Annotated in this window: 29 protein-coding genes and 1 tRNA gene; 17 read left to right on the top strand and 13 right to left on the bottom strand. The window is 65.9% G+C overall.

Annotation, left to right across the window (positions count from 1 at the left end):
* Nucleotides 1-7 precede the first annotated feature (7 nt).
* Nucleotides 8-292: a PLDc N-terminal domain-containing protein gene (locus HYG77_RS13530; RefSeq protein WP_208962910.1), complete on the top strand. Its 285-nt coding sequence runs from the start codon at nucleotides 8-10 to the stop codon at nucleotides 290-292.
* A 24-nt stretch (nucleotides 293-316) separates the two neighbouring features.
* Here the strand turns inward: HYG77_RS13530 and HYG77_RS13525 are convergent, their stop codons facing one another.
* The 3 genes from HYG77_RS13525 to rfbA form a co-directional block, all read right to left on the bottom strand.
* The gene (locus HYG77_RS13525) at nucleotides 317-826 is read right to left on the bottom strand and encodes a polyketide cyclase (protein WP_208962909.1); all 510 of its coding nucleotides are present in this window, start codon (nucleotides 824-826) and stop codon (nucleotides 317-319) included.
* 106 nt (nucleotides 827-932) lie between these two features.
* Nucleotides 933-1,523 (bottom strand): dTDP-4-dehydrorhamnose 3,5-epimerase, encoded by a 591-nt coding sequence (gene rfbC, locus HYG77_RS13520; RefSeq protein ID WP_208962908.1) that lies wholly within the window; start codon nucleotides 1,521-1,523, stop codon nucleotides 933-935.
* 1 nt (nucleotide 1,524) lies between these two features.
* Nucleotides 1,525-2,400: a glucose-1-phosphate thymidylyltransferase RfbA gene (rfbA, locus tag HYG77_RS13515; RefSeq protein WP_159918836.1), complete on the bottom strand. Its 876-nt coding sequence runs from the start codon at nucleotides 2,398-2,400 to the stop codon at nucleotides 1,525-1,527.
* A gap of 63 nt (nucleotides 2,401-2,463) precedes the next feature.
* Between rfbA and rfbB the strand changes: the two genes are divergently transcribed.
* From rfbB to HYG77_RS13460, 11 genes are all read left to right on the top strand, one after another.
* Entirely contained in the window at nucleotides 2,464-3,468 is a 1,005-nt protein-coding gene (rfbB, locus tag HYG77_RS13510) for a dTDP-glucose 4,6-dehydratase (RefSeq protein WP_208962907.1), read from the top strand.
* 209 nt (nucleotides 3,469-3,677) lie between these two features.
* Complete coding sequence (locus tag HYG77_RS13505; protein ID WP_208962906.1) at nucleotides 3,678-4,322, top strand: hypothetical protein; 645 nt, start codon at nucleotides 3,678-3,680, stop codon at nucleotides 4,320-4,322.
* 4 nt (nucleotides 4,323-4,326) lie between these two features.
* A complete protein-coding gene (locus HYG77_RS13500) occupies nucleotides 4,327-5,451 on the top strand; it encodes an SRPBCC family protein (RefSeq protein WP_208962905.1) in 1,125 nt (374 codons plus the stop codon).
* A complete protein-coding gene (gene gvpJ, locus HYG77_RS13495; protein ID WP_208962904.1) occupies nucleotides 5,448-5,855 on the top strand; it encodes a gas vesicle protein GvpJ in 408 nt (135 codons plus the stop codon). Before HYG77_RS13500 ends, gvpJ begins: the two co-directional genes overlap by 4 nt.
* Nucleotides 5,855-6,643, top strand: a complete 789-nt coding sequence (locus tag HYG77_RS13490; protein ID WP_208962903.1) for a GvpL/GvpF family gas vesicle protein — start codon at nucleotides 5,855-5,857, stop codon at nucleotides 6,641-6,643. The genes gvpJ and HYG77_RS13490 overlap by 1 nt, the downstream gene beginning before the upstream one ends.
* Before the next feature lie 3 nt (nucleotides 6,644-6,646).
* A complete protein-coding gene (locus HYG77_RS13485) occupies nucleotides 6,647-6,904 on the top strand; it encodes a gas vesicle protein GvpG (protein WP_208962902.1) in 258 nt (85 codons plus the stop codon).
* Between the two features lie 6 nt (nucleotides 6,905-6,910).
* Nucleotides 6,911-7,201, top strand: coding sequence for a gas vesicle protein (locus HYG77_RS13480; RefSeq protein WP_208962901.1), 291 nt, complete (start codon nucleotides 6,911-6,913; stop codon nucleotides 7,199-7,201).
* On the top strand, nucleotides 7,198-7,599 hold the full coding sequence (locus HYG77_RS13475; protein WP_208962900.1) for a gas vesicle protein: 402 nt from the start codon (nucleotides 7,198-7,200) through the stop codon (nucleotides 7,597-7,599). Before HYG77_RS13480 ends, HYG77_RS13475 begins: the two co-directional genes overlap by 4 nt.
* Nucleotides 7,586-8,374, top strand: coding sequence for a GvpL/GvpF family gas vesicle protein (locus HYG77_RS13470; protein ID WP_208962899.1), 789 nt, complete (start codon nucleotides 7,586-7,588; stop codon nucleotides 8,372-8,374). The genes HYG77_RS13475 and HYG77_RS13470 overlap by 14 nt, the downstream gene beginning before the upstream one ends.
* Nucleotides 8,371-8,574, top strand: a complete 204-nt coding sequence (locus HYG77_RS13465; protein ID WP_159918846.1) for a gas vesicle protein — start codon at nucleotides 8,371-8,373, stop codon at nucleotides 8,572-8,574. Before HYG77_RS13470 ends, HYG77_RS13465 begins: the two co-directional genes overlap by 4 nt.
* A complete protein-coding gene (locus HYG77_RS13460; protein WP_244461303.1) occupies nucleotides 8,567-8,920 on the top strand; it encodes a gas vesicle protein K in 354 nt (117 codons plus the stop codon). The genes HYG77_RS13465 and HYG77_RS13460 overlap by 8 nt, the downstream gene beginning before the upstream one ends.
* Nucleotides 8,921-8,937: 17 nt before the next feature.
* Here the strand turns inward: HYG77_RS13460 and HYG77_RS13455 are convergent, their stop codons facing one another.
* Nucleotides 8,938-9,894, bottom strand: coding sequence for an NAD(P)/FAD-dependent oxidoreductase (locus HYG77_RS13455; RefSeq protein ID WP_208962898.1), 957 nt, complete (start codon nucleotides 9,892-9,894; stop codon nucleotides 8,938-8,940).
* 92 nt (nucleotides 9,895-9,986) lie between these two features.
* Here HYG77_RS13455 and HYG77_RS13450 point away from each other — a divergent pair, with 92 nt between their 5' ends.
* On the top strand, nucleotides 9,987-10,592 hold the full coding sequence (locus tag HYG77_RS13450) for a cupin domain-containing protein (protein ID WP_109326108.1): 606 nt from the start codon (nucleotides 9,987-9,989) through the stop codon (nucleotides 10,590-10,592).
* Between the two features lie 81 nt (nucleotides 10,593-10,673).
* Nucleotides 10,674-12,551, top strand: a complete 1,878-nt coding sequence (locus HYG77_RS13445; RefSeq protein WP_208962897.1) for a glycosyltransferase — start codon at nucleotides 10,674-10,676, stop codon at nucleotides 12,549-12,551.
* Here the strand turns inward: HYG77_RS13445 and HYG77_RS13440 are convergent.
* From HYG77_RS13440 to HYG77_RS13415, 6 genes are all read right to left on the bottom strand, one after another.
* Nucleotides 12,543-13,415 (bottom strand): TylF/MycF/NovP-related O-methyltransferase, encoded by an 873-nt coding sequence (locus HYG77_RS13440; RefSeq protein WP_208962896.1) that lies wholly within the window; start codon nucleotides 13,413-13,415, stop codon nucleotides 12,543-12,545. The genes HYG77_RS13445 and HYG77_RS13440 overlap by 9 nt on opposite strands.
* A gap of 63 nt (nucleotides 13,416-13,478) precedes the next feature.
* Entirely contained in the window at nucleotides 13,479-14,513 is a 1,035-nt protein-coding gene (gene rsgA, locus HYG77_RS13435) for a ribosome small subunit-dependent GTPase A (RefSeq protein ID WP_109326117.1), read from the bottom strand.
* A gap of 193 nt (nucleotides 14,514-14,706) precedes the next feature.
* Nucleotides 14,707-15,618: a glycosyltransferase family 2 protein gene (locus HYG77_RS13430; RefSeq protein ID WP_109326118.1), complete on the bottom strand. Its 912-nt coding sequence runs from the start codon at nucleotides 15,616-15,618 to the stop codon at nucleotides 14,707-14,709.
* Nucleotides 15,615-16,550 (bottom strand): ABC transporter ATP-binding protein, encoded by a 936-nt coding sequence (locus HYG77_RS13425; RefSeq protein WP_208962895.1) that lies wholly within the window; start codon nucleotides 16,548-16,550, stop codon nucleotides 15,615-15,617. Before HYG77_RS13425 ends, HYG77_RS13430 begins: the two co-directional genes overlap by 4 nt.
* A gap of 68 nt (nucleotides 16,551-16,618) precedes the next feature.
* Nucleotides 16,619-17,491: an ABC transporter permease gene (locus HYG77_RS13420; protein WP_109334810.1), complete on the bottom strand. Its 873-nt coding sequence runs from the start codon at nucleotides 17,489-17,491 to the stop codon at nucleotides 16,619-16,621.
* A gap of 48 nt (nucleotides 17,492-17,539) precedes the next feature.
* A complete protein-coding gene (locus HYG77_RS13415; protein ID WP_109326119.1) occupies nucleotides 17,540-18,121 on the bottom strand; it encodes a bacterial proteasome activator family protein in 582 nt (193 codons plus the stop codon).
* Nucleotides 18,122-18,254: 133 nt separating this feature from the next.
* Between HYG77_RS13415 and HYG77_RS13410 the strand changes: the two genes are divergently transcribed.
* Nucleotides 18,255-19,457: a cysteine desulfurase-like protein gene (locus tag HYG77_RS13410; RefSeq protein WP_109326121.1), complete on the top strand. Its 1,203-nt coding sequence runs from the start codon at nucleotides 18,255-18,257 to the stop codon at nucleotides 19,455-19,457.
* Nucleotides 19,458-19,542: 85 nt separating this feature from the next.
* On the opposite strand, the gene HYG77_RS13405 is transcribed toward HYG77_RS13410, so the two are convergent.
* Nucleotides 19,543-20,538: an NAD(P)H-quinone oxidoreductase gene (locus HYG77_RS13405; protein WP_109326122.1), complete on the bottom strand. Its 996-nt coding sequence runs from the start codon at nucleotides 20,536-20,538 to the stop codon at nucleotides 19,543-19,545.
* 123 nt (nucleotides 20,539-20,661) lie between these two features.
* Here HYG77_RS13405 and HYG77_RS13400 point away from each other — a divergent pair, with 123 nt between their 5' ends.
* Complete coding sequence (locus HYG77_RS13400) at nucleotides 20,662-21,144, top strand: MarR family transcriptional regulator (protein WP_109326123.1); 483 nt, start codon at nucleotides 20,662-20,664, stop codon at nucleotides 21,142-21,144.
* A gap of 42 nt (nucleotides 21,145-21,186) precedes the next feature.
* A tRNA-Ser gene (locus HYG77_RS13395) sits at nucleotides 21,187-21,273 on the top strand.
* A gap of 60 nt (nucleotides 21,274-21,333) precedes the next feature.
* On the opposite strand, the gene HYG77_RS13390 is transcribed toward HYG77_RS13395, so the two are convergent.
* Together HYG77_RS13390 and HYG77_RS13385 are read right to left on the bottom strand one after the other, a co-directional pair.
* On the bottom strand, nucleotides 21,334-21,711 hold the full coding sequence (locus HYG77_RS13390) for a TfoX/Sxy family protein (RefSeq protein WP_109326124.1): 378 nt from the start codon (nucleotides 21,709-21,711) through the stop codon (nucleotides 21,334-21,336).
* A 26-nt stretch (nucleotides 21,712-21,737) separates the two neighbouring features.
* Nucleotides 21,738-22,529, bottom strand: a complete 792-nt coding sequence (locus tag HYG77_RS13385) for a VOC family protein (protein ID WP_208962894.1) — start codon at nucleotides 22,527-22,529, stop codon at nucleotides 21,738-21,740.
* Nucleotides 22,530-22,540: the final 11 nt, after the last annotated feature.

The following is a 22,540-nucleotide window of genomic DNA, read 5'->3' as shown; positions in this document are numbered from 1 at the left end:
AACGCTGATGCTGTACGTCGCGCTGTTCGGATTCATCCTCTGGGTCCTCTGTTTCGCCGATGCGATCACCACCGACGAAAACGAGGTCCGGAATCTGTCGAAAGACGGCTGGCTGGTGGTGGTGTTGCTCTTGCCGATCGTCGGCTCGATCCTCTGGCTGGTCGCGGGGCGGCCCGAGAAGTACCCCGGTGAGCGCCTGCCCGAAGACCCGGAGGAGGCCGAGTTCGTCCGCCGATGTCGTGAACGTGCCGAGGAGCAGCGCCGAGAGAACCGGCGGCGTCCGCAGGAGTAACTTCGCCGCTCACCGGGACTCCGGTTACAGCGGCCGGGGCAACCCGGGTGCGACGGTGCGGGCGAGGATCCCCAGAGTGGCGCGTAGGGCAGTCTCGGAGATCACCGGGAAGATTCCGGCGTCCCGCCAAACGGGGTCGATGGAGGACCAGTCGTAGAACGAGGTGACCATCGTGCCCTCCTCGATCGGCTCGAGACGGTAGCCGTACACGTGGCCGATCTGCGGGCGAATCCGGCCGAGGGCCTTCCACGAGATCTCGCGGTCGGGAACGAAGGTCTCGATCGTCACGGTCACGTCGTATAGCCCCAGATCCACGTCGTTCAGCGCGTCACGGTCCATGTGGACGACGAAGCTGTCACCTGCCGCGGTCACGGGTTCGCCCTCGGCGGACATCAACATGCCTGAACTGTCGATGGCTACGTGCCCGTTCGGGTCACACAGCACGCTGAAGATGTCCGCCGGTTTTGCCGCGATCGCCCGCTGAACTTCCAGTCGTTCGCGTACCGGAACGGTCTCGTTCGTGTCGCTCGTCATCCAGGCATCTTCTCACCCTGGTCGGTGCCGCGCTGACAACCGGTTGCCGTTCCGGCTCCTACCTGCGGGAGGGTGCACCAGTGGCGATCCGGCGGCAAAACCGACCTCAGGAGCTCGCAAAGACCGGCAGGACCCCGGCCTCGGCTGCCTGCGTCAGCGTCGGCGCCGCCGAATCCTTGCCGGACAGCTGGAAGTTCAGCGGCGAGCCGTCACGTCCGACGGCGGGCCAGTCGATGGCGAGTTCGGGGTCGAAGGGATGAACGTCGTGGTCGAGTTCGGGGGTGTACTCGAGGGAGCACAAGTACATCACCGTGGACGCGTCCTCGAGCGACAGAATTGCGTGGCCCAGACCCGCGGGGAGATACACGGCGCGACGGTCCACATCGTCGATCACCACGGAATCCCACTGTCCGAAGGTGGGGGAGCCCACGCGCACGTCGACGATGACGTCGAGGAACGCACCTTTGACGCAGGTGACGTATTTCGCCTGACCGGGTGGGGTGTCGGTGAAGTGAATGCCGCGCAGCACGCCGGCGGCGGACACCGAGCAGTTGGCCTGCGCGAGGTCGAGTCGGTGCCCGACAGCCGCCTCGAACTCGGAGCCCTTGAACCACTCCAGGAACACGCCGCGGTCGTCACCGAACTGTCGTGGCGTGATCTCCCACGCCCCGGGGATCGTCAGCTCCCGATATTCCACGTCACCAGTCCTTGCCGCGTTCGAGGATTTCGAGGAGATAGTCGCCGTAGCCCGACTTGCCGAGAGTAGCTGCGCGCTCGGCCAATTCGGTGTCGGTGATGAACCCGCGCCGCCAGGCGACCTCCTCGGGAACGCCGATCTTCAGTCCTTGCCGGTGCTCGAGCGTGCGGACGAAGTTCGAAGCCTCGAGGAGGGAGTCGACGGTGCCGGTGTCGAGCCAGGCGGTTCCGCGGGGCAGTACCTCCACCTGTAGCCGCCCGGCCTGCAGGTACGCCTGATTGACGTCGGTGATCTCGTACTCGCCGCGATCCGACGGGGTAAGGCCCCGCGCGATGGCGACGACGTCGTTGTCGTAGAAGTACAGCCCGGGAATCGAGTAGTTCGACTTCGGGGTGGCCGGTTTCTCCTCGATGGAGGTGGCACTGCCGCGCTCGTCGAACTCCACCACACCGTACGAGCTGGGGTCGGAGACCCAATAGGCGAACACGGCCCCGCCGTCGATGTTCTCGAACCGGTTCAAACGGGAACCGAGACCGGGTCCATAGAAGATATTGTCCCCGAGAATCAGGGAGACCGGCTGGTCACCGATGTGATCGGCACCGAGGACGAAGGCTTGGGCGAGGCCGTTCGGCTCCTTCTGAACAAGGTACGAGAGGTTGACGCCGAACTGGGAGCCGTCGCCCAGAAGCCTGCGGAACTGCTCTTCGTCGTGAGGGGTGGTGATGATCAGGATGTCCCGGATGTTGGCCAGCATCAGCGTGGAGAGCGGGTAGTAGATCATCGGCTTGTCGTAGACAGGTACCAGCTGCTTACTCACCCCGAGAGTGATGGGATGCAGCCGCGACCCCGTGCCACCGGCCAGAATGATTCCGCGCATGTGCGCAGTGTTCCAGTGTTCGCCGCGGATGAAAACTCGGCGCCGCCGCTACCCTTGGTGCCCATGAGGCTTCTCGTGACCGGCGGCGCGGGGTTCATCGGCGCCAATTTCGTACATCGGACGGTGGCCGAGCGGCCCGACGTGCAGGTGACCGTGCTCGACGCCCTGACGTACGCCGGCAACCGACGCTCACTCGACCCGGTCGCCGATCGGATCGAATTCGTCCACGGTGACATCGCCGACGGTGCGCTGGTGAACAGCCTGGTCGCGGCCTCGGACGCGGTGGTCCATTTCGCGGCCGAATCACACAACGACAACTCGCTGGCCGACCCCACGCCGTTCCTGCACACCAACGTGATGGGGACGTTCACCCTGCTCGAGGCGGTGCGTGCCCACGAGGTCCGCTATCACCACATATCCACGGACGAGGTGTACGGCGACCTCGAGCTCGACGACCCACAGCGGTTCACCGAATCGACGGCCTACAACCCGTCCAGCCCGTACTCCGCCACCAAGGCGTCGAGCGACATGCTGGTGCGGGCCTGGACACGGTCGTTCGGCGTGCGGGCCACGCTCTCGAACTGCTCGAACAATTACGGCCCGTACCAGCACGTCGAGAAGTTCATTCCGCGGCAGATCACCAACCTCATCGACGGGGTCCGGCCGCGTCTGTACGGCAGCGGCCGCAACGTGCGCGACTGGATTCACGTCGACGACCACAACTCGGCAGTGTGGACGATCCTCGAGAAGGGCAGCATCGGCCAGACGTACCTGATCGGTGCGGACGGTGAGGTAGACAACCGGACCGTCGTCGAAACACTGCTCGAACTGTTCGGCCGCGATATCGACGACCTGGACTTCGTCACCGACCGCCCCGGGCACGACCTCCGCTACGCCATCGACTCGACGCGGCTCCGCACCGAATTGGGGTGGACACCGCAATACGCGGATTTCCGCGGCGGACTCGAAGCCACCGTGCGCTGGTACCGCGACAACGAACCGTGGTGGCGGGTGCAGAAGGTATCCGCCGAGAAGGCGTACGCGGCTACGGAGTCCGTGATCGGCTGATCCTTCGTTGCGACCTCCGCACGAGCAGATCCTGTACAAGCCGGGGCGGATCCCAGGGAACACCGCGAAGATTCCCACTGCTGGTGATTGAGCGTCCAGCAAGTGGGGTAGACCCGAAGGGCGCACCCCTAACGTGCACGGCCCTCCGACACACAATTGCCGAAGCTGGCGTCGAGGTGCGTGTGGCTACGTGGACTAAGGGGTCGACGATGAAGGCAAAAGGTCAGGTTGCATTGGCCGTCGGCGCGGGCTACATGCTCGGCCGCACCCACCGGATGAAGATGGCACTGATGCTCGCAGCCGCGGGCGCGACCGGACGCTTTCCGGGCGGGCCGCGAGTTCTGCTCGAACGCGGCACGAAGATGCTCGCAAGTTCCCCGGAGGTCGCCAAGATCGGGGAATCGGTGCGAGGAGAACTGCTCAACGCCGCGAAGGCTGCAGCGGTCACCGCGGCCAGCCAGCGGATCGAATCGCTCAACAGCCGGCTCCAGTCCGGCGGTGAGGGCGTCCGCGACACCGTGGGCGGCGTCGCGGACGTTGCAGGTGTGGGGGATGTCGTTCGCAAGAAGCGACGGCGTCCCCGGGACGAGGATGTCGACGGAGAGCTCGAGGACGAGTACGCCGACGAGGAAGCCGAACTCGAGGACGAGCAGGACGAGGAAGAGCCCGAACCGAAACCGGCCGCACGACGGCCCGCTGTCCGTCGCCGGGCGACAAGTGGAGCCGGCTCTCGAAACGGCGAGTCTCGTTCCGAGTCGGCCGCCGATGAGGGCGACGAGCCTGCGCCGCGCAGTCGTAAGACGAGGGCCCAGGCCCCCACAAATGCAGCGCCGGTTCGTCGCGGGCGGAGGTGAACCGATGACTACGAATTTGACTGACAAAGTGAAGGACACGGCGTCGTCCGGCGGGAAGAAGGGCGCCTCTGCGTCGTCCCCACTGCAGGATGCGGTACAGAAGCTGGTCGGCACCGTGGCGGAACGGGCGCTGACGTCCGTGTCGAGCAAGGTTCTGTCCACCTCCGGGCGGCTCAATGAGTACGCCGAAGGCGGCGGGGGCGGGCTCCTCGCGGCAGTCACCGGCTCCGAGAAACTGGCCGAAGGCGAATCCCCGGTCAAGTCCGCTGCTGCGGGCGCCACACAGTTCGTCAAGGACAAGGCGTCCGACCTGAAGGAAGCGATCACCGGTGGTGGTGGCGGCGGCAAAGGCAAGAAGCTCAAACTCACCAACATCATCGAAGAAATCGATGTCGGTGTTCCGGTGCAGCTCGCCTACGACCAGTGGACCCGGTTCACCGACTTCCCGCAGTTCATGAAGAAGCTCGAACAAGTGGAGCAGGTATCGGACGAGAAGCTCGAGTGGAAGGCGAAGGTCTTCTGGTCGCGGCGGACGTGGGAATCAACGATTATCGAACAGGTCCCCGCTGAGCGCATCATCTGGCGCTCGAAGGGCGCCAAGGGCTACATCGACGGGGCGGTGACCTTCCACGAGCTGACGCCGGACCTCACCCGCATCCTCGTCGTTCTCGAATACCACCCCAAGGGCCTGTTCGAGAAGACCGGGAACATCTGGCGTGCACAGGGTCGGCGAGTGCGATTGGAACTCAAACACTTCCGGCGTCACGTCATGACCCAGACGGTGCTGCACCCGGATGAAGTCGAGGGCTGGCCCGGAGAGATCCGCGACAGCCAGGTGGTTGAGCCGGAGGAGTCCGAGGAAGACGAACCGGACGACACCGGGCGAGACGAGGCGGAAGCCGACGAGTTCGACTTCGACGAGGACGAGCTCGAGGCGGAAGAACCCGAAGTGGAGGAGCCGGACGCGGAGCAGGAACCGGAAGGGTCGGAAGCGGACGACACCGAGCAGGACGAAGTCGAAGAAGAACCCGAACCGGAGCCCGAGGAAGAGGAGGCGCCGCCGCCGAAGCGGCGAGCCCGCAGGCGCTCGGCGGCCCCGTCCGGTAAGAAGCAAGGAGCGACCCGATGACCACGGCAGTACAGCCGGCCGGTGGTGGCGGCGGAGTGGGCGGTGGACCCAGTTCCAGCAGCCTCGCCGACGTCGTCGACACCATCCTCGACAAGGGTCTCGTGATCGACGCCTACGTCCGTCTGTCATTGGTCGGCATCGAATTGCTGACCATCGACGCACGAGTCGTGGTCGCAAGCGTCGACACCTATCTGCGGTTCGCCGAGGCGGTCAATCGGCTCGAGATCGGGGACAACGAGCCGAAAGGACTACCGGACCTCGTCCAGGACGTCACCGAGGGAGGCGCCAAGTCCAAGACCCGCGGCGCCCTCGAGGCGGCCGGCGAAAAGCTCGGTGACCTTCTCGGGGGGGAACAGGAAGAGCCGGAGCGAGTTACGCGAAAATCGAGTCGGGGGGACCGGTGATGTCTACTTCTGACCAGACTACCGATGCGCCGGAACGGCAAGGCACGAAAGGTGTCTACGTGTACGGCATCGTCCCGGCAGACGTGGAGCCGGAAGCCGATGCTGTCGGTATGTGCGACGCGAAGGTCGATGTCGTGAGGCAAGGGGATATCGCGGCGCTCGTCAGCGAGGTGTCGGTAGATCGGCCACTCGGCAAACCGGAAGACCTGCGGGTGCACGCTCATATTCTGGACGGTACTTCCCGCGTCGCGCCGGTACTTCCGCTGAGGTTCGGTGCGGTCTTGACGGACGCCGACGCGGTGAAGGAGGAGCTGCTCGCTGAGCACGAGGACGAGTTCGCGGCGGCGCTGCAGGAGCTCGAGGGCAAGGCGCAGTACGTCGTGAAGGGGCGGTACGTCGAGAAGGCGATCCTTCGTGAGGTGATCAGCGAGAACCAGCAGGCGAGCGATCTCCGCGACGCCATCCGTGATCAGCCGGAGGACGCCACCCGCGACGCCCGAATGGCGCTGGGTGAAATCGTCAACAACTCCATCGCCGCCAAACGTGAGCAGGACACCCGGACGGTGGTGGACGCACTCACGCCGCTGGCCGAGTCGGTCAACGTCCGGGAACCCACGCACGAGGAAGATGCCGCGCAAGTGGCGGTGCTCGTCGAAGTCGAGAGGCAGGGTGAATTGGAAGAGGCCGTCGGAGAACTCGCCAAGCAATGGGAAGGCCGGGTCGACATGCGAGTCCTCGGCCCGCTCGCCCCCTACGACTTCGTGGTGACGCAGACGCCGGAGGGCTGAGTTATGGGCCTGCTGTCGTTCGTGTTCACTCTGCCACTGGCACCGGTGCGGGGCGTGATCTCGCTGGCCGAGGTGATTCAACGTCAGGTCGAACAGGAGATGCACAACCCGGCGACGGCCCGACGCGAACTCGAAGAGCTGGAGGAAGCCCGGGAACGTGGCGATATCACGGCCGAGGAAGAAGAACAGGCACAACAGGCCATCCTCGATCGAATGACCTCCGGGGCCGCGACCAGCCCGCAGAACCGGCAGAAGGAGTGACCGATCATGGCAGAGGATCAGCCGCCACCGTTGCCGGCGCCCGAGATCGCCCAGGTCGCTCTGCGGGACATCACGAAGCTGACTGGGAGGCAGCCTCTCGGTGCCACCTCCGTCATGCCCAGCGACGACGGGTGGACCGTCGAGGTCGAGGTGGTCGAAGACCGGCGCATCCCGTCGTCCGCGGACATTCTCGCGCTGTACGAGGTGGTGTTGGATTTGGACGGACAACTGTTGTCCTACCGCCGGACTCGGCGCTATATGCGGGGCAGCACCAATAGCGGGGGCGCAGCCTCATGACCGTCACGGGGGGCGGTTCGGGGCCCATGTCGCAGGGCGGCGGCCTCGGCGGCGGCCATCAATCGACGAACCTTGGCGACATCCTCGAGCGGGTCCTCGACAAGGGTTTGGTGATCGCCGGCGACATCCAGGTGAATCTCCTCGATATCGAACTGCTGACCATCAAGGTGCGGTTGGTGATCGCCTCACTGGAAACGGCGAAGGAGGTGGGCATCGACTGGTGGGAACACGATCCCTGGCTGACGGGTTCGAAGAGCAGCATCGAGATCGAGAATGCCCGGCTGCGCGAACGAATCGCCGAACTCGAGTCCGACCGCTCCGTGTCGCCCGCATTGGGAGGTGCCGAGCCGATCGAGGTGGAGGGGCAGCGTCAGGACACCGACCATGACACGCAGTGACGGGGTCTGGCTCTACGGCATCACTTTCGACGGCGTCGGTGATGCCCAACTGGAGGGCGTCACGGGCGTGGCCGGTGAACCGGTGCGGGCGGTCGCTTCGGAGGGGCTGGTCGCGGTGGTGGGATCGGTCAGTCTCAGCGAGTTCGGGGAGGACTCGCTGCAACGGAATCTCGAGGACCTCGATTGGCTGGCGGCCACGGCCAGGGCACACGACCGCGTGGTGGGCGCGGTATTGCGTTGCGGTCCCACCGTTCCACTGCGACTCGCCACCCTGTATCTCGACGACGACCGGGTTCGTGGTCTGCTCGCTGATCGGCGGGAGGAATTAACGGCAGCACTCGAGCGAGTTACCGGTCGCAGCGAGTGGGGCGTCAAGGCGTATGGGGACGCCGCCGCGCTCGCTCAGGCGGCGACGGAGGAGCGCGTTGCGCAGGGCGGCGCCGGCAAAGGAACAGCGTATCTACTGCGCCGGCGTGCGGAACTGGCCGCGCGGCAGAACGTCGAACGGCAGGCGGCCGAGCACGCCGCGAAAATTCACGCCGCGCTCGTCGAGAAGGCTGTCGACGGCCGGCGACAGCGGGTCACCGATCCGGCGCTGACCGGAAAGCGTGCGTGGATGATCTTCAACGGCACCTACCTCGTCGACGACGAGCGGGCTCAGGACTTCGGTGCACTCGTCACCCAACTAGACGCCGAACATCCTGGTATCACCCTGGAACGCACCGGTCCGTGGCCTCCGTACTCCTTCGCGGCCATCGAGCAGGTGAACCCATGAGCGAGATGGTTCCTGCGGACGACACGCGGCAGATCGCCCTGGTCGACCTCCTCGATCGAGTGCTAGGCGGTGGGGTGGTGATCACCGGAGAGATCACGCTGTCGCTCGCCGACGTCGACATGGTCCGTATCTCGCTGCGCACGCTGATCGCCTCGGTGAGTGCCCTGGTGCCGGAAGTGCAGGAAGCCGGCGATGAGTGACACCCCACCCCGAAGCGACGCCCCGCCGCCCGCCGAGCTCGACGCGCTGACGGGCGAGGGGCGTCGGGTCCTGCCCCAGCGTATCGACGCCGACCCGGAGTCGGTCGAACGCGGCCTCGTCACCCTCGTGCTCACTCTCGTGGAACTGCTCCGTCAGCTGATGGAACGCCAGGCACTGCGTCGGGTGGACAACGGTGACCTGAGTGACGAGCAGATCGAGCGGATCGGCACGACGCTGATGCTCCTCGAGGAGCGGATGGCCGAACTGCGCGAGCACTTCGGCTTGACGCCCGAAGACCTCAATATCGATCTCGGACCGCTGGGACCTTTGCTGTCCCACGAGTGACGGGTACGCCCGTCCGGCTACCGCCCGGCTCTCGCTGCGACGGCGAGGCGGGTGTCCTCCGCGATCAGATCGGCATTGACCGCCGCCGCAGCATTGAGTCCCGCTGCAGCGGAGGCGATTACCTGTCCCTTGAGGTCCGCCACGTTTCCCGCGACCCACACGCCCGGAATGGCCGTGGCGCCCGTGGCATCCGAGGCGATATAGGTGCCCACCACGTGTCCGCCCATCTGCTGCTCCACGGGATCCAGTCCGAGTGTGGTCAGCACGTCGGCACGCGCGGTGAACACCGGCGCGACCACCACTGCGGCGCAGGCGAATTCCTCACCGGAGTGCAACCGGACACCGGTGAGGCGATCCTCGGCCACCGTGAGGCCCGACAGCTTTCCGTCGACCACGGAGATGTCCCGGGCGGCGAGTTGCTCGTACTCCTCACCCGTCGGCTCGATCGCGTCGTTGAGGAACAGCGTCACCTTGTCGGTCCATTGCCGCCACATCAATGCCTGGTGAACCGAGAAGGGACTGCTCGCCAGGACGCCGATCGGCTGGTCCCGCACCTCCCACCCGTGGCAGTACGGGCAGTGGAGCACATCGCGGCCCCATCGTTCGGACACGCCGGGAATGTCGGGCAGCTCGTCCACCAACCCCGTGGTCACCAGCAGTCGCCGGGCCGAGACCGAACGTCCGTCGGCAAGGGTGACCCGGAAGCTGTCGTCCTCGACGGTCTGGGCGGAGGTGACGGTGCCGGTCACCACCTCGCCTCCGTAGGAAGCGACCTCGCCGCGGCCGATGTCGAGCAATTCGGCCGGGGGAGTGCTCTCGCGGCCCAGGTAATTGTGGATGTGCCCCGCCGGGGCGTTGCGGGGGGCGCCGGCATCGATCACCAGCACCGACCGCCGCGCCCGGGACAGGGCCAGCGCCCCACTCAGTCCTGCTGCGCCACCACCGACGATCACCACGTCGTATTTGTCCTTCACTGCGTCCTCCTTTGTTCGGCCTTCGTAATCGAACTGTCCAGTACTCCGTGCAGCATTGACAAACTCTTTTGCCGGGATGGCAAGATGAGGGTATGAGCGACGACATTCCCGACCTCGGCGGTGTCCTCGACGCCGTGGGTCCCCGACTGAAGGCACTCCGTCAGCAACGCGGCGCAACGCTGGCGCAGCTGTCCGACGCCACCGGCATCTCGGTGAGCACCCTGTCCCGCCTCGAGTCCGGTCAGCGCAAACCCACGCTCGAGCTGATGCTGCTCCTCGCCCGAGCGCACCAGCTTCCACTCGACGAACTCGTCGACGCGCCCGCCACCGGTGACCCGCGGGTCCACCTGCGGCCGATCGAGCGTTTCGGCACGAAGATCATTCCCCTCACCCGCAGACCGGGCGGAATCCAGGCGTTCAAGCATGTCATCCCGGCGCGGGAGCCGTCGCCGAGCGAACCGCAGTTGCAAGTCCACGAGGGATACGAATGGCTCTACGTCCTCTCGGGGCGGCTTCGCCTACTGCTCGGGGAACACGATGTGATCCTCACCGCGGGTGAGGTGGCCGAGTTCGACACGCATGTACCGCACTGGTTCGGCAACCCTGGCCCCGAGCCGGTCGAAATCCTGAGCCTTTTCGGGCCGCAGGGGGAGCGGGCCCACGTCCGAGCCCGGCCCGCAGGTGATGCGGCGCTCTGACCGGCACGACCGCGCGCACCACCCCAGCCGGAAAGGTGGGCTGAGCCGCGGCGAAGGTCTCGATCGCGATACCCTGCCCGGGTGGATACAGCGAACGCCTCCGTTTCCGACGTCGAGCTGACCGAGCACCGGGCGGTGTCCGATCGACTCGTCGCGCAGCGAGGACCGTTCACGGGCACCTCACCGATCGTCAACGACGATCTGTACGCAGTGGTCAAGCGCGGCGGGTCTACCCGCACCCGATTTGCACTGCATCTGCACGCCGGCGCCACAGTCCATACCAACACCTTCTTCGGCCGGTTCCCGGCGAGCTACTGGCAGCGATGGACCACTGCGGCCGAGGTCACGGCCACAGCGCGGATCGACGCCGCAGACCACTGCCGGGCGCAGCTCCTGGCCTCCGACATCGGCGGGCACCGACGCATCATTGCCGCCGAGGTGATTACCGGCTCCGGCACGGTCACCCTCACCGCGAAACTCGACAAGTTCGCCGACGGCGGCGCCTTGTGGCTGCAGTTCGATGCGCTCGAGGGCGGCGTCACCGTTGCCGACATCGAATGGACGGTGGCCTCGCCCGAGACCGTCCGGCCGGTGGCCATCGCGATCTGTACCTTCAACCGGGCCGACGACTGCGCCAACACCGTCGCCGCTCTCGCGTCCGACGAGCGGGTGCTCTCTTCCCTCGACGCGGTGTACGTCGTCGACCAGGGCACCGATCCGGTGGAGACCCGCGAACTGTTCCAGCAGGTCGCCCCGAAGTTCGGCGACCGGCTGCACTACCTTCGCCAGGCCAATCTCGGCGGCGCGGGCGGGTTCAGTCGGGGACTCTACGAGGCGTCCGCCGCGGGTCCGCATGCCGATGTCCTTCTGATGGACGACGACGTTCTGTGTGAGCCGGAGAGCGTGCTGCGACTGAGCGCCTTCGCGAACATGACCACCGACCCGGCGCTGATCGGCGCCCAGATGCTGTTCTTGTACAACCCGAACTACCTGTTGGCGTCCGGGGAACGCGCCGATCTCACGACGCTGCGGCGCGGGCTACCGACCGACAAATATGGAGTCCGCAACAGCAACGTTCTGAAGAAACTGCCCGAGCGACGCATCGATGCCGAGTACAACGGCTGGTGGTCGTGCCTCATCCCGGCCGAAGTGGTCCGGCAAATCGGGATGCCGCTGCCCGTCTTCTTCCAGTGGGACGACGTCGAATACAGCTTGCGGGCCGGCCGGGCGGGCATCCCGACGATCACCCTGCCGTCGACCGGGGTCTGGCACGCCGATTTCTATTGGAAGGATGTCGACGGCTTCGCGCACTACTTCAGTACCCGCAATGGGCTGATCACCGCTGCCCTCGACCCCGGTTTCGCGCCGACATCCCTGGCCAAGCAGCTCAGCCGGGAAATCAGTCATTCGATCGTGAGCTTGCAATACGGTCTCGCGCACACGCAGCTGCGGGCGATCGAGGGCTTCCTCGAAGGCCCGAATGCCCTCGCAGATGGTGGGCAGGCAGCTCTCGCCATGATCAACAAGGAGCGCACCCGGTTCCCGGAGACCATCACCAGGCCGGTGTCCGAGCTCCCGGCGGGCGTCCGGTTCCGTCGCGCCGATCCGCCTCCGAAGGCGGGCTGGGACGATCTGGTGCTCGCGAAACGAGCCGCCGCCCACCTTCGCGGACGCCTCGAGCGCGGGCCCGTCGCGATCTCCTACGAGGACGCGCGGTGGTGGCATGTCGGACGGTTCGACCACGTGTATGTCACGGACGCGTCGCAAGCCGGTGTGCGCGAACGCAAATACGACAGGGAGCTCGCTGCCGAGATGGGTGGCCGCCTCGCTGGAGTGATGAAACGATTCCGGGCGGAGGCGCCGACCGTCGCGGAGGCGTTCCGTGCCGAGATGCCCACCCTCACCAGCCGTGAAAACTGGACCCGGCTCTACGAGCAGATGAACCAAGCGTCATCGTGATATCGGTTCGGTGATGCGCACGACCACCTGCTCGTGGTTGGCCGTGTAACCGAGGTACTCGAAACCGATTTCCGTGCGGTCGACGAATTCCTTCCATGCCCGGTATTCGTGTTCCTGCCAACCCGGATAGTTGAAGAATTCATCGAAGACGATCACCGTTCCGGCGACAAGCCGGAGGCCGATCCGGTCCAGCACCGTCTTGGTCGACGAATACAGGTCGGCGTCGAGGTGCACGAAAGATACAGGGTCCGGATGTGTGTCGAGGAAATCGGCGAGCGTGTCCTCGAAGAGTCCCGGGACCAGCTGGGCGCCGCGTACCTGGGGCATCTTCTCCTGGGCGAACTCGCCCGCCGGGAAACCGGTTCGCCAGGTCTGCGGTAGCCCCGAGAACACGTCGAAGCCGAAAACCTCGTGCTGTGCATCTTTGAGCTGTTCGACGATGATCCGCAGGGTGGTTCCCGACGCGACACCGAACTCGAGCGCCATTCCGGGAATCTGCACCTGGGACAGTCCGTACCGCAGCGTGTCGTGGGGATTCCAGAACACGGGAGCTTTCGGCATGTGCTCGAGCACGAACGCCGCCGATTGGTTGGTGGCTCCGACATCGAGGGCCTGCGTGATGTCGCGACGGGCCTGCTGTTCGAGTTCGCCGAGTCTTTGCTGAACGTCGGATACCTCCATTCGAGCATCCGACAGTTCCGACAGGACGCGCGAGAGTTCCTGATTGGTGGCGGACAGCTCGGCCAGCGTCTGATCGTGCTGGTTCTCGTGCAACTCGCGAGAACGCCGATCCGATTCGGCCACCACCTCATACACGGCGCGCTGAAGCTTGAGTCTGGCCTTTCGCCGAAATCCCTCGAACATGTATCCATGCTGCCAGGTCGCATCCCGGCTCAGGGCCGAACCGGGATGCGAGTTGGGCAGGTGTCAGTGACCGCGGGTTCGATACATCCGGCGATGCCCGCGGGCGATGATCTTCCACTCCCGTTCCCGCTCGGCGCGTAGCCGGGCATCGGCCCGTGACGCGATCCAGCCGTTCTCGCGAATCAACTTGCGGTAGCTTGCAAGTCGTCGTTCGGGAAGATCACCGCGCTCGACCGCGGCCAGCACGGCACAACCCGGCTCCGTATCGTGGGAGCAATCCCGGAACCGGCACTGCGCGGCCCAGTCGTCGATCTCGGGGAACGCCTTGTCGATGCCGTCCGCCGCGTCCCACATGCCGACACCGCGCAGGCCCGGCGTATCGATCAGGGCGCCACCCTGGGGAAGCGGCAGCAGTTCTCGGTGCGAGGTGGTGTGCCTACCTTTGTGATCGCCCTCGCGAACACGGCCCGTGGCGAGCAGATCCGCGCCGAGCAACGCGTTGGCGAGCGTCGACTTGCCCGCACCGGACGGTCCGATCAGAGCGATGGTGCCGTCGATCAATGCGGTGAGAGCAGCGACGCCGTCGCCGGTCTCGGCGCTCACTGCCATCACCACCGAACCGGGCGAGACTGCAGTCACGGCGGTGACTGCGGTGGAAACATTCTCGGCAGCATCGGCTTTGGTGAGAGCGACCACCGGCCTCGCGCCGCTCTCCCAAGCCAGTGCCAGCAGTCGTTCGATGCGGCCGAGATCGAGGTCGGTGTCGAGAGCGGAGGCGATGACCACCGTGTCGACGTTCGCGGCGAGCACGTGGCCGTCGGATCTGCCGGAGGCGGCGGACCGGACTATGGCGCTGCGCCGCGGGAGCAGGTCGGCGACAACGGTCGTATCACCGCTCGCACGGACAGTGACCCAGTCGCCGGTGCAGAGCGCATGCTCGCCGTTCTCGGCACGAATGATGTCCGAAGACGTTGCAACGTCGCAACGTCCGCGGTCGACGCGGATCACGCGCCCGGGCTCGGAACCCTCGGTCGTGTGGTCGTCGAAGGGAAGGGTGTCGTTCCAGCCGTAAGCCAGGAGTTGTCCAGGGTTGAACATGATGGGTGGAATCCTCGGGTCGGTGAAGTGCCGACCGGACCACGATCAGGGTTCGGTCAGGCGAAGGAAGGGGGAGTGTGGACGCACGCGGCGTCGACCGACGAGACAATCATCGGACACTCACTCCTTCGCGACACTTTCCGGACCGTTCGGGAATCAGGATCGCACCCGACAGAACGTCGGGCAACCGATTTTACGGCCGCTCGAAGCGCTCCCGGCGTCCCAGCTTCCGCAGTCGCATCCATTCACGCAGTCCCTGCACGTCGCGCCGCGTGACGAGGAAGTACCACCCGAACCGCACCCATTCCTGGGGAAGCAGCTTCCGCATTCCCGGCTGCGACAGCAGGTATCCCCGGTTGCGGTAGGTGAAGTAGCGCTTGACCTCGTTGTCCGGGTACTGCGTATGCATCCGGCCGCCGAGGATCGGTTTGAACTCCTCAGCGCCGTTCGGGTGTACGTACGCCGTCTGCAGGCACGTTCCGAAGGGCAGCCCGGACCGCACCAGCCGGCGATGGACCTCCACCTCGTCGCCGCGTACGAACAGGCGCAGATCCGGAACCCCGACCGCGTCGATCGTGGACGCACGGAACAGTGCGCCGTTGAACAGGGAGGCGATGCCCGGCAGCAGATCGGCGGAGTCGTCACCGTCCTTGTGTAGTTCCGAACGAAGCCGCCGCCATTCCACCCCACGGCGCAGCGGAAACGCCAGGCGGTCGGGGTCGTCGATGTCGCAGACGACGGGCGACACTTCGGCGAGCCCGTGCCGGTTCGCGCAGTCGAGCAGGGTCTCGAGCACCTCGTCGCCCTCGGGGCGGCCGTCGTCGTCGGCCAGCCATACCCAGTCGGCGCCCAGCGACAACGCATAGAGAATGCCGAGTGCGAAGCCTCCCGCACCACCGAGGTTGTGCCGCGACCCCAGGTAGCTGGTGGGAATACCCGCAGACTCGACGAGGGTCCGCACCTCGTCCTCGGCGGCATTGTCGACGACCACCAGATGATCGAGCGGCCGCGTCTGCGACGCCAGCACCTTCAGCGACTGCGCGAGCAGTTCCCGGCGCTTGTGCGTGACGACGACGCCGATGATCCGCTCGACGGGAGCGCTCACGCGGACTCCGCCTCCGTGCCTGTGCCCGTGCCTGTGCTCGTGCCCGCACCTGTCCCTGTACGAACGGGACGTTCGTTCGGTCCAGCGCTACCAGCGTCCCGTTCGTACGAACGCGAGGGAGCAGTCAAGCCGGCCTTCTCCCGTTCGAGCTCGTAGATCACGTGCCGGACGTGGTCGGCTGCGTCATCCCCCTCGTACGCCCGGACGACGTCCTCGATGCCACCCTGCTGGCGAATCCGGCCGTGATCGATCCACATCGCGGTGTCGCAGAGCTGGGCGAGGAACTCGTTGGAATGGCTGGCGAACACCAGAATCCCGGACCGTTCGACGAGCGCCTGCAACCGGACCCGGGCCTTCTTCATGAACTCCGCGTCGACGGCGCCGATGCCCTCGTCGAGGAGAAGGATCTCGGGGTCGATGCTGGTCACCACGCCCATCGCGACACGCACGCGCATCCCGGTGGAGTAGGTGCGCAGCGGCATCGACAGGTACTCGCCCAGCTCCGTGAACTCGGCGATCTCATCCATCTTCGCGAGCATCTGCTTACGGGTCTGACCGAGGAACAGTCCGCGGATGATGATGTTCTCGTAGCCGGAGATCTCGGGGTCCATGCCGACACCGAGGTCGAAGACCGGCGCCACGCGGCCGCGGATGCTCGCGCTGCCCCTGGTGGGCTCGTAAATGCCCGACAGCAGTCGCAACAGCGTCGACTTTCCGGCACCGTTGTGACCGACCAGCCCGATCCGGTCACCCTCCTTCAGCGACAACGTGATGTCGCGCAGGGCCTCGACCACCACCACGTCGGAACTGTTCCGGCCGATGGAGCCGCCGGCCTTGCCGAGGAAGGCCTTCTTCAGCGACCGCGACTTGGCGTCGAAAATGGGGAAGTCGACACAGGCATCCCGCGTCTCGATACTCACGTGCTCCGTCATTGCCGCTCGCTTCGCTCAACCGTTGTCATTGCCCCTCGCTTCGCTCAACCGTTGTCATAGCGGAACCCCTAAACCCAGTAGGGCACGCGGGCCCGGTACTTGCGAAGCGCGAGGATTGCGGCGGCCCACCCGACAACGGTGATGGCCAGCACGATGTACCAGTGGTACGCCTGCTGGTCCTGTCCGATCATCGGCGCCCGGACGATGTCGAGATAGTGGAACAACGGGTTCAGTTCGGCAAGCTTGACCCGCTCGGCGGCCTGACCACCCTGCGCCTCGAGGCTCTGGGTGGTCCACATGATCGGCGTCAGCACGAACAGCAGCAGCGTCAGGCTGGAGAGAATCGGCGCGATGTCCCGGTAACGGGTGGAGAAGATGCCGAACATGATCGACACCCACGCCGCGTTGAGAACGATCAGCCCCAGGGCAGGGATCGCGGCCAGCGAAGTCCAGGTCAAGTCGCGCCACACGCCGAATGCCACGAGCATGATCACGTAGATCAACAGGTTGTGGGCGAACAGCAGTAATTGTCGCCACACCAGCCGATACACGTGCACGCTCAATGCCGACGGCAACTGCTTGATCAGGCCCTCGTTGGCGATGAAGACCTCGGAGCCCTCGAGGATGCTGGCACTGATCAGGTTCCAGACGATCAGTCCCACCGTGACGTACGGAAGGAACTCCGGCAGCGGGATGTCCAGGAGCGCGGCGTAGAGGATTCCGATGGCCGCAGCCTGCACGCCGGTGGCGATCGTGATCCAGAACGGGCCGATCACCGACCGGCGGTACCGCTGCTTGATGTCCTGCCAGCCGAGGCTCAGCCACAGCTCTCGCTGAGCGAAGCCGTCCCGGAGGTCCTTGAACGCACGACGGAAGGTCTGCGAGTCGGACACCGGGTGCGGAACGCCTGCGGCCTCGGATTCGATAGCGGATGCTGACACGGGCACCGAGCCTACCGGGAGTCGACTTCCACGCTGCGCCGCCCGTTGCTACAGGTACTGGCCGGTACCGCTCGATTGGTGCCCCTCGCCGTGGTTCTGCGGCTGGTGCGGGTTGCCGATGCTGATGCCCGGCGGGAGGGCGCCCTGACGCATCATCTCCAGCTGCGAGCGTGCCGCCATCTGCTGGGCGAAGAGCGCGGTCTGGATTCCGTGGAACAAGCCTTCCAGCCAGCCGACCAGCTGGGCCTGCGCGATGCGGAGCTCCGCGTCCGACGGGACGGTGTCGTCGGTGAAGGGCAACGTGAGGCGCTCGAGCTCGTCCCGCAACTCGGGGGCGAGCCCCTGCTCGAGCTCGCTGATCGACGACTTGTGGATGTCTTTGAGCCGGGTGCGGCTGGCGTCGTCGAGAGGTGCCGCCCGCACCTCCTCGAGGAGCTGCTTGATCATCGTCCCGATCCGCATGACCTTGGCGGGCTGCTCGACCATGTCGGCCACCGACTCCGGTTTCGCATTGTCCTCGGCGCCGGCTTCGGCATCGGCGGATCGCTTCGCGGCCTCTTCGACGGGTACGGCCACAGGCTGACCGTCGGGGCCGATCACGAGGACGTGTTCATTCTCCGAGTTCGTCATGACTCCATCTTGTCTGTTCGCGCTCGGGCATGCGCGCGTGCGTTCGATTTCTCCACATTCAGGGGTTGTTGCACACCACAACAAGAGGCGGCTGGCTTCGACCGTATTGACTCAGGGTCTTAGAGTGTCGGGCATGGCTTACGACGTTGCCCGCGTACGGGGACTGATCCCGTCACTCGGCGACGGTTGGATCCATCTCGATCCTCAGGCCGGCATGCAGATCCCCGACGCGGTGTCGCGCACCGTTTCGACGGCGTTCCGGGCGTCCGCCTCCTCGTCGACCGGCCGTCACGTGTCCAGCCGGCGGAGCGCTGCAGTGCTCGACGCCGCCCGCGCCGCCGTCGCCGACCTGGTCGGTGGTGATCCTGCCGGGGTGGTCCTCGGACCCGACCGCGCCGTCCTGCTCGCCTGGCTGGCCGAGTCGTTGAGTACACGACTCGGACTCGGAACCGGGCTGGTTCTCTCCCGTCTCGACGAAGAAGCGAACGTGGCGCCCTGGCTCCGCGTGGCCGGCCGCTACGGCGCCCAGGTCCGCTGGGCCGAGGTCGAGATCGAGACCTGCGAACTCCCCAGCTGGCAGTTCCAGGACCTCATCACCACCACCACCCGCCTCGTCGCCCTCACCGCGGCATCCCCGATCGTCGGCTCCGCGCCCGACGTCCGAGTCGCCGCAGATCGCGTCCACGAGGTGGGCGGCCTTATGGTCGTCGATGCCATCGGCGCCGCGCCCTACGCCCACGTCGACATCAACGAACTCGGAGCCGACGTCGTCGCTGTCGGAGCCACCTCCTGGGGTGGACCGCAGGTCGGCGCACTCGTCTTCCGCGACCCCACCCTCCTCGACCGCATCCCCGCGGTCTCGCTCAACCCCTATGCGCGCGGCGTCGAACGACTCGAGGTCGGGGGACACCAGTTCGCCCTGCTCGCCGGGCTCACCACCTCGATCGACTTTCTCGCCGGACTCGACGAATCCGCCACCGGATCACGCCGGGAAAAGCTCGAGACGTCCATCAGCTCGTTGCAGAACTACCAGGACACCCTCTTCGACCACCTCATGTCGTCGCTCAAGAGACTCCCGCAGATCATGGTCATCGGCCGGTCACCCAGCCGGGTGCCCACCCTCAGCTTCACCGTCGCCGGAGTCTCCGCCGACAAGGTGGCGTCCCACCTGGCCGACAAACGCATCGCCACAGTCAGCGGCGTCCACGGTGGCTCCCGTCTCCTCGACGCCCTCGGCGTCAACGACGAAGGCGGCGCGGTCACCATCGGCCTCGCCCCGTACACCACGCGGTACGAGATCGATCAGCTCGTCGGCGAACTCGCTTCGCTGGGCTGACGTACGCCCTGCCCTTGCACCGTCCCGGTCCGCCCCGCCGCTGACCCGATGGGGCACTCGGTCAGCGGGAGGCGGCGCGAGGGCGTCAGTGTCGCGGAATGGTGAGAATCACTTTGCCGACGGTCTCCGGGGAGTCGAGCAGCTCGTGGCCGCGCGGCGCCTCGGTGATCGGCAGTTCGGCCGACACCACGGGTTGTATCGCGCCCTCGGTGATCAGTGGCCACAGGCGGTTCCGGACGTCGGCGACAATCTCCGCCTTGCTCTCGCGCCCGTTCTCCGGACGGCCGCGTAGACCGGTGGCAGTGATGTTGCCGCGCTTCGCGAACAGTCGGGTGAGATCGAGCTCGCCTTTGCGTCCGCCCTGGAAGCCGATGATGACGAGCCGTCCGTCCGACGCCAGCGCGTCGATGTTGCGGCCGAGGTACGAGCCGCCCATGTTGTCGAGAATCACATCGGCGCCGTGTCCGTCCGTCGCCTTCTTTACTTCTTCGGCGAAGTCGGCTTCGCGGTAGTTGACGAGGATGTCGGCACCCAGCTCCCGGCAGCGTTCCAGTTTTGCCTCGGATCCCGCCGTGACTGCCACCCGCGCGCCCAACGCGACACCCACCTGGATGGCATGGGTGCCGATGCCGCCGCCACCGCCGTGCACCAGCAGAACGTCACCGCGCGACAACCCTGCCCGCATCACCACGTTCGACCACACCGTGCAGGCAACCTCGGGCAGGGAAGCGGCGACGAGGAGATCGACGCCCTTCGGCACCGGGAGTAGCTGGGTCGCGGGGACGGCCACACGTTCTGCGTAACCGCCACCGGCGAGCAGAGCGCACACGTGGTCGCCGACGGACCACTCCGAGACGCCGTCGCCGACCTCGGCGACGATGCCGGAACATTCGAGGCCGAGAATGTCGCTGGCACCGGGCGGCGGCGGGTAGAAGCCCTGGCGTTGGGTGAGATCTGCGCGGTTGACGGCGGTAGCCGCCACATCGATGAGAACGTGGCCGGGTAGCAGTTCAGGATCGGGCTGCTCCGCCCATCGCATGACTTCCGGACCACCCGGCTGATCGATCGTGATCGCATACATGAAGGACGACGTTAGCGAATCGAGGCGACGCACGGTCACTACATGCGATCCCGCTTGACGGACCGAGGGATTGGGGCCCCGACGCTACTGGAAAGTAACGTCAGACTACTAGAATATGAACCTGTGACAGCAGAAACCTCCGACGCCGAAGTCGAGACCAATTGGTTGACCCCGGCCGAGATGCGCGCATGGCGCGGCTATATGGACGGCAACCAGCGGCTCATGGACGTCCTCAACAGGGATCTGCAGGAAAAGCACGATCTGTCGCTCGCCGATTACCGAATTCTCGTGCTGCTGTCCGAATCGCCCGACGGTTCACTACGGATGTCCGATCTCGCCGACGGGGTCCTGTCCTCGCGCAGTCGCCTCACGCATCAGATCCGGCGCATGGAAGCGCAAGGCATGGTCACCCGGGACACCTGTCTGGAGGACGGCCGGGGTGTTCTCGCCGTCATCACGGATGAAGGTCGCGCGCGACTGGCCGAGGCGGCACCCACCCACGTAGCCGGGGTCCGGCGCAACCTCGTCGATCAGCTCACCAAATCGCAGCTCAAAGTACTCGCCGAGGTGTTCGAGCGGGTAGACAAAGCCATCGGCGACCGCTGACCGGTTGCAGCCGCCGACACCGTTACCGATAGGATCGCGCACGGAAGCGTGGCAGAGCGGCCGAATGCACTCGCCTTGAAAGCGAGCGTGGCGTTAAACCCACCGGGGGTTCAAATCCCTCCGCTTCCGCCGAAGAAACGGCCCCGGCCCGGCACCACACGTGCCGGGTCGGGGTCTTTTCTCATTCCTCTACCCGCGAGGGCGTGCAGCCTTCCGGGCTTTGGGCGCCTTCGGCGGCAGTTCCGCCACCTCCGCGAGCGCGCGTTCGAGCCACCGCCTGGCCTGATCCGGGGTGTCGCGCCAGTGGTCCGGCAGGGCGAGGTATTCGCGCATCGGCTTTTCTCCGGGTCCGAACGGGCCGACGCCGTCCGCAGACGACAGCTCGTCGTTTGCCTGCTCGCTGAGGAGCCGGACCCCGACGCTCGGTCCGAGAAGTCCCGCGAACATGTTGCCGTTGACGAAGGCGCCGAGGTTGCCGAACATCGGCTTCACTTGGACACCGGGTCGGTCGGGAATCAGCGACCGGAAGAATTCCTTGTCCGCTTCGGTCGGCTTCGGCATCTCCATGGACAGTCCTTTCGCAGCGCCCGGATCTACTGTTCCGGGCGCTCTTCGGGGGTCATGATGCTGAAGACGGCGCCCTGGGGGTCGGCGACTCCGGCCATCCGTCCGACCGTCGGAATGTCCATGGCCTCTTCGACGATCGCGCCGCCGAGTTCGACCACTCTTGCGGCGCTGGCGTCGACGTCCTCCACTGCGAAATACACGCGCCAATGGTTCGGCGTATTCGGATGGAGCGGTGCACCGGCGCCGCCGACCTGCTCGTCACCGACCTGGAACAGGGTGTAGGTGTAGTCGGGTCCCATGGATATCTGTGTGGTGGTGGTCCCGAGGATGCTGTTGTAGAAGTGGACCGCCGTGTCGACGTCGGTGGTGTTCAGTTCGTTCCAGAGGCAGGCCCCCGGGTCTCCGACGAGGCCGGCGCCGATGTGCTGTTTCGCTTGCCACAGCCCGACGCTCGCCCCGGTCGGGTCGGTGACGAAGGTCATGCGGCCGGCTTCCCCCACGTCGAACGCCGGCATCAGAACCTGGCCGCCGGCGCCGGGGACCTTCGCGACCGTCTCGTCGACGTCGTCGACTGCGATGTAGGTGTTCCAATTCGCCGGCGCCCCGGCCTTGGCCGCGTCGGGTTGTAGTGGCGCAATGGCGGCGACGTTCTCACCGCGCACGGTCGCCATCGAGTAGACAGGTCCGTCGGGCATCGGCCGGTCGTCGTATTTCCAGCCGAGCAGTTCCGCGTAGAGCTTCTTGGCCGCGTCCTGATCGCTGGTCTGGAGATCTACCCAGCTCGGTGTTCCTTGCGGATATTTCGTTTTGATCGGCATGGCGGTTCCTT

This window comes from Rhodococcus sp. ZPP (assembly GCF_017656075.1).
Taxonomy (GTDB): Bacteria; Actinomycetota; Actinomycetes; order Mycobacteriales; family Mycobacteriaceae; genus Rhodococcus_F; species Rhodococcus_F oxybenzonivorans.
The sequence above is the reverse complement of the archived record's forward strand: the minus strand, read 5'-3'. Positions and strand labels throughout refer to the sequence as shown.

Bases quoted from the DNA above. Each gene is read 5' to 3' on its own strand.
- HYG77_RS13530 (WP_208962910.1), top strand. From the start codon at position 8: ATGCTGTACGTCGCGCTGTTCGGATTCATCCTCTGGGTCCTCTGTTTC.
- HYG77_RS13525 (WP_208962909.1), bottom strand. From the start codon at position 826: ATGACGAGCGACACGAACGAGACCGTTCCGGTACGCGAACGACTGGAA.
- rfbA (WP_159918836.1), bottom strand. From the start codon at position 2,400: ATGCGCGGAATCATTCTGGCCGGTGGCACGGGGTCGCGGCTGCATCCC.
- rfbB (WP_208962907.1), top strand. From the start codon at position 2,464: ATGAGGCTTCTCGTGACCGGCGGCGCGGGGTTCATCGGCGCCAATTTC.
- HYG77_RS13505 (WP_208962906.1), top strand. From the start codon at position 3,678: ATGAAGGCAAAAGGTCAGGTTGCATTGGCCGTCGGCGCGGGCTACATG.
- HYG77_RS13500 (WP_208962905.1), top strand. From the start codon at position 4,327: ATGACTACGAATTTGACTGACAAAGTGAAGGACACGGCGTCGTCCGGC.
- gvpJ (WP_208962904.1), top strand. From the start codon at position 5,448: ATGACCACGGCAGTACAGCCGGCCGGTGGTGGCGGCGGAGTGGGCGGT.
- HYG77_RS13490 (WP_208962903.1), top strand. From the start codon at position 5,855: ATGTCTACTTCTGACCAGACTACCGATGCGCCGGAACGGCAAGGCACG.
- HYG77_RS13485 (WP_208962902.1), top strand. From the start codon at position 6,647: ATGGGCCTGCTGTCGTTCGTGTTCACTCTGCCACTGGCACCGGTGCGG.
- HYG77_RS13480 (WP_208962901.1), top strand. From the start codon at position 6,911: ATGGCAGAGGATCAGCCGCCACCGTTGCCGGCGCCCGAGATCGCCCAG.
- HYG77_RS13475 (WP_208962900.1), top strand. From the start codon at position 7,198: ATGACCGTCACGGGGGGCGGTTCGGGGCCCATGTCGCAGGGCGGCGGC.
- HYG77_RS13470 (WP_208962899.1), top strand. From the start codon at position 7,586: ATGACACGCAGTGACGGGGTCTGGCTCTACGGCATCACTTTCGACGGC.
- HYG77_RS13465 (WP_159918846.1), top strand. From the start codon at position 8,371: ATGAGCGAGATGGTTCCTGCGGACGACACGCGGCAGATCGCCCTGGTC.
- HYG77_RS13460 (WP_244461303.1), top strand. From the start codon at position 8,567: ATGAGTGACACCCCACCCCGAAGCGACGCCCCGCCGCCCGCCGAGCTC.
- HYG77_RS13450 (WP_109326108.1), top strand. From the start codon at position 9,987: ATGAGCGACGACATTCCCGACCTCGGCGGTGTCCTCGACGCCGTGGGT.
- HYG77_RS13440 (WP_208962896.1), bottom strand. From the start codon at position 13,415: ATGTTCGAGGGATTTCGGCGAAAGGCCAGACTCAAGCTTCAGCGCGCC.
- rsgA (WP_109326117.1), bottom strand. From the start codon at position 14,513: ATGTTCAACCCTGGACAACTCCTGGCTTACGGCTGGAACGACACCCTT.
- HYG77_RS13425 (WP_208962895.1), bottom strand. From the start codon at position 16,550: ATGACGGAGCACGTGAGTATCGAGACGCGGGATGCCTGTGTCGACTTC.
- HYG77_RS13415 (WP_109326119.1), bottom strand. From the start codon at position 18,121: ATGACGAACTCGGAGAATGAACACGTCCTCGTGATCGGCCCCGACGGT.
- HYG77_RS13410 (WP_109326121.1), top strand. From the start codon at position 18,255: ATGGCTTACGACGTTGCCCGCGTACGGGGACTGATCCCGTCACTCGGC.
- HYG77_RS13405 (WP_109326122.1), bottom strand. From the start codon at position 20,538: ATGTATGCGATCACGATCGATCAGCCGGGTGGTCCGGAAGTCATGCGA.
- HYG77_RS13390 (WP_109326124.1), bottom strand. From the start codon at position 21,711: ATGGAGATGCCGAAGCCGACCGAAGCGGACAAGGAATTCTTCCGGTCG.
- HYG77_RS13385 (WP_208962894.1), bottom strand. From the start codon at position 22,529: ATGCCGATCAAAACGAAATATCCGCAAGGAACACCGAGCTGGGTAGAT.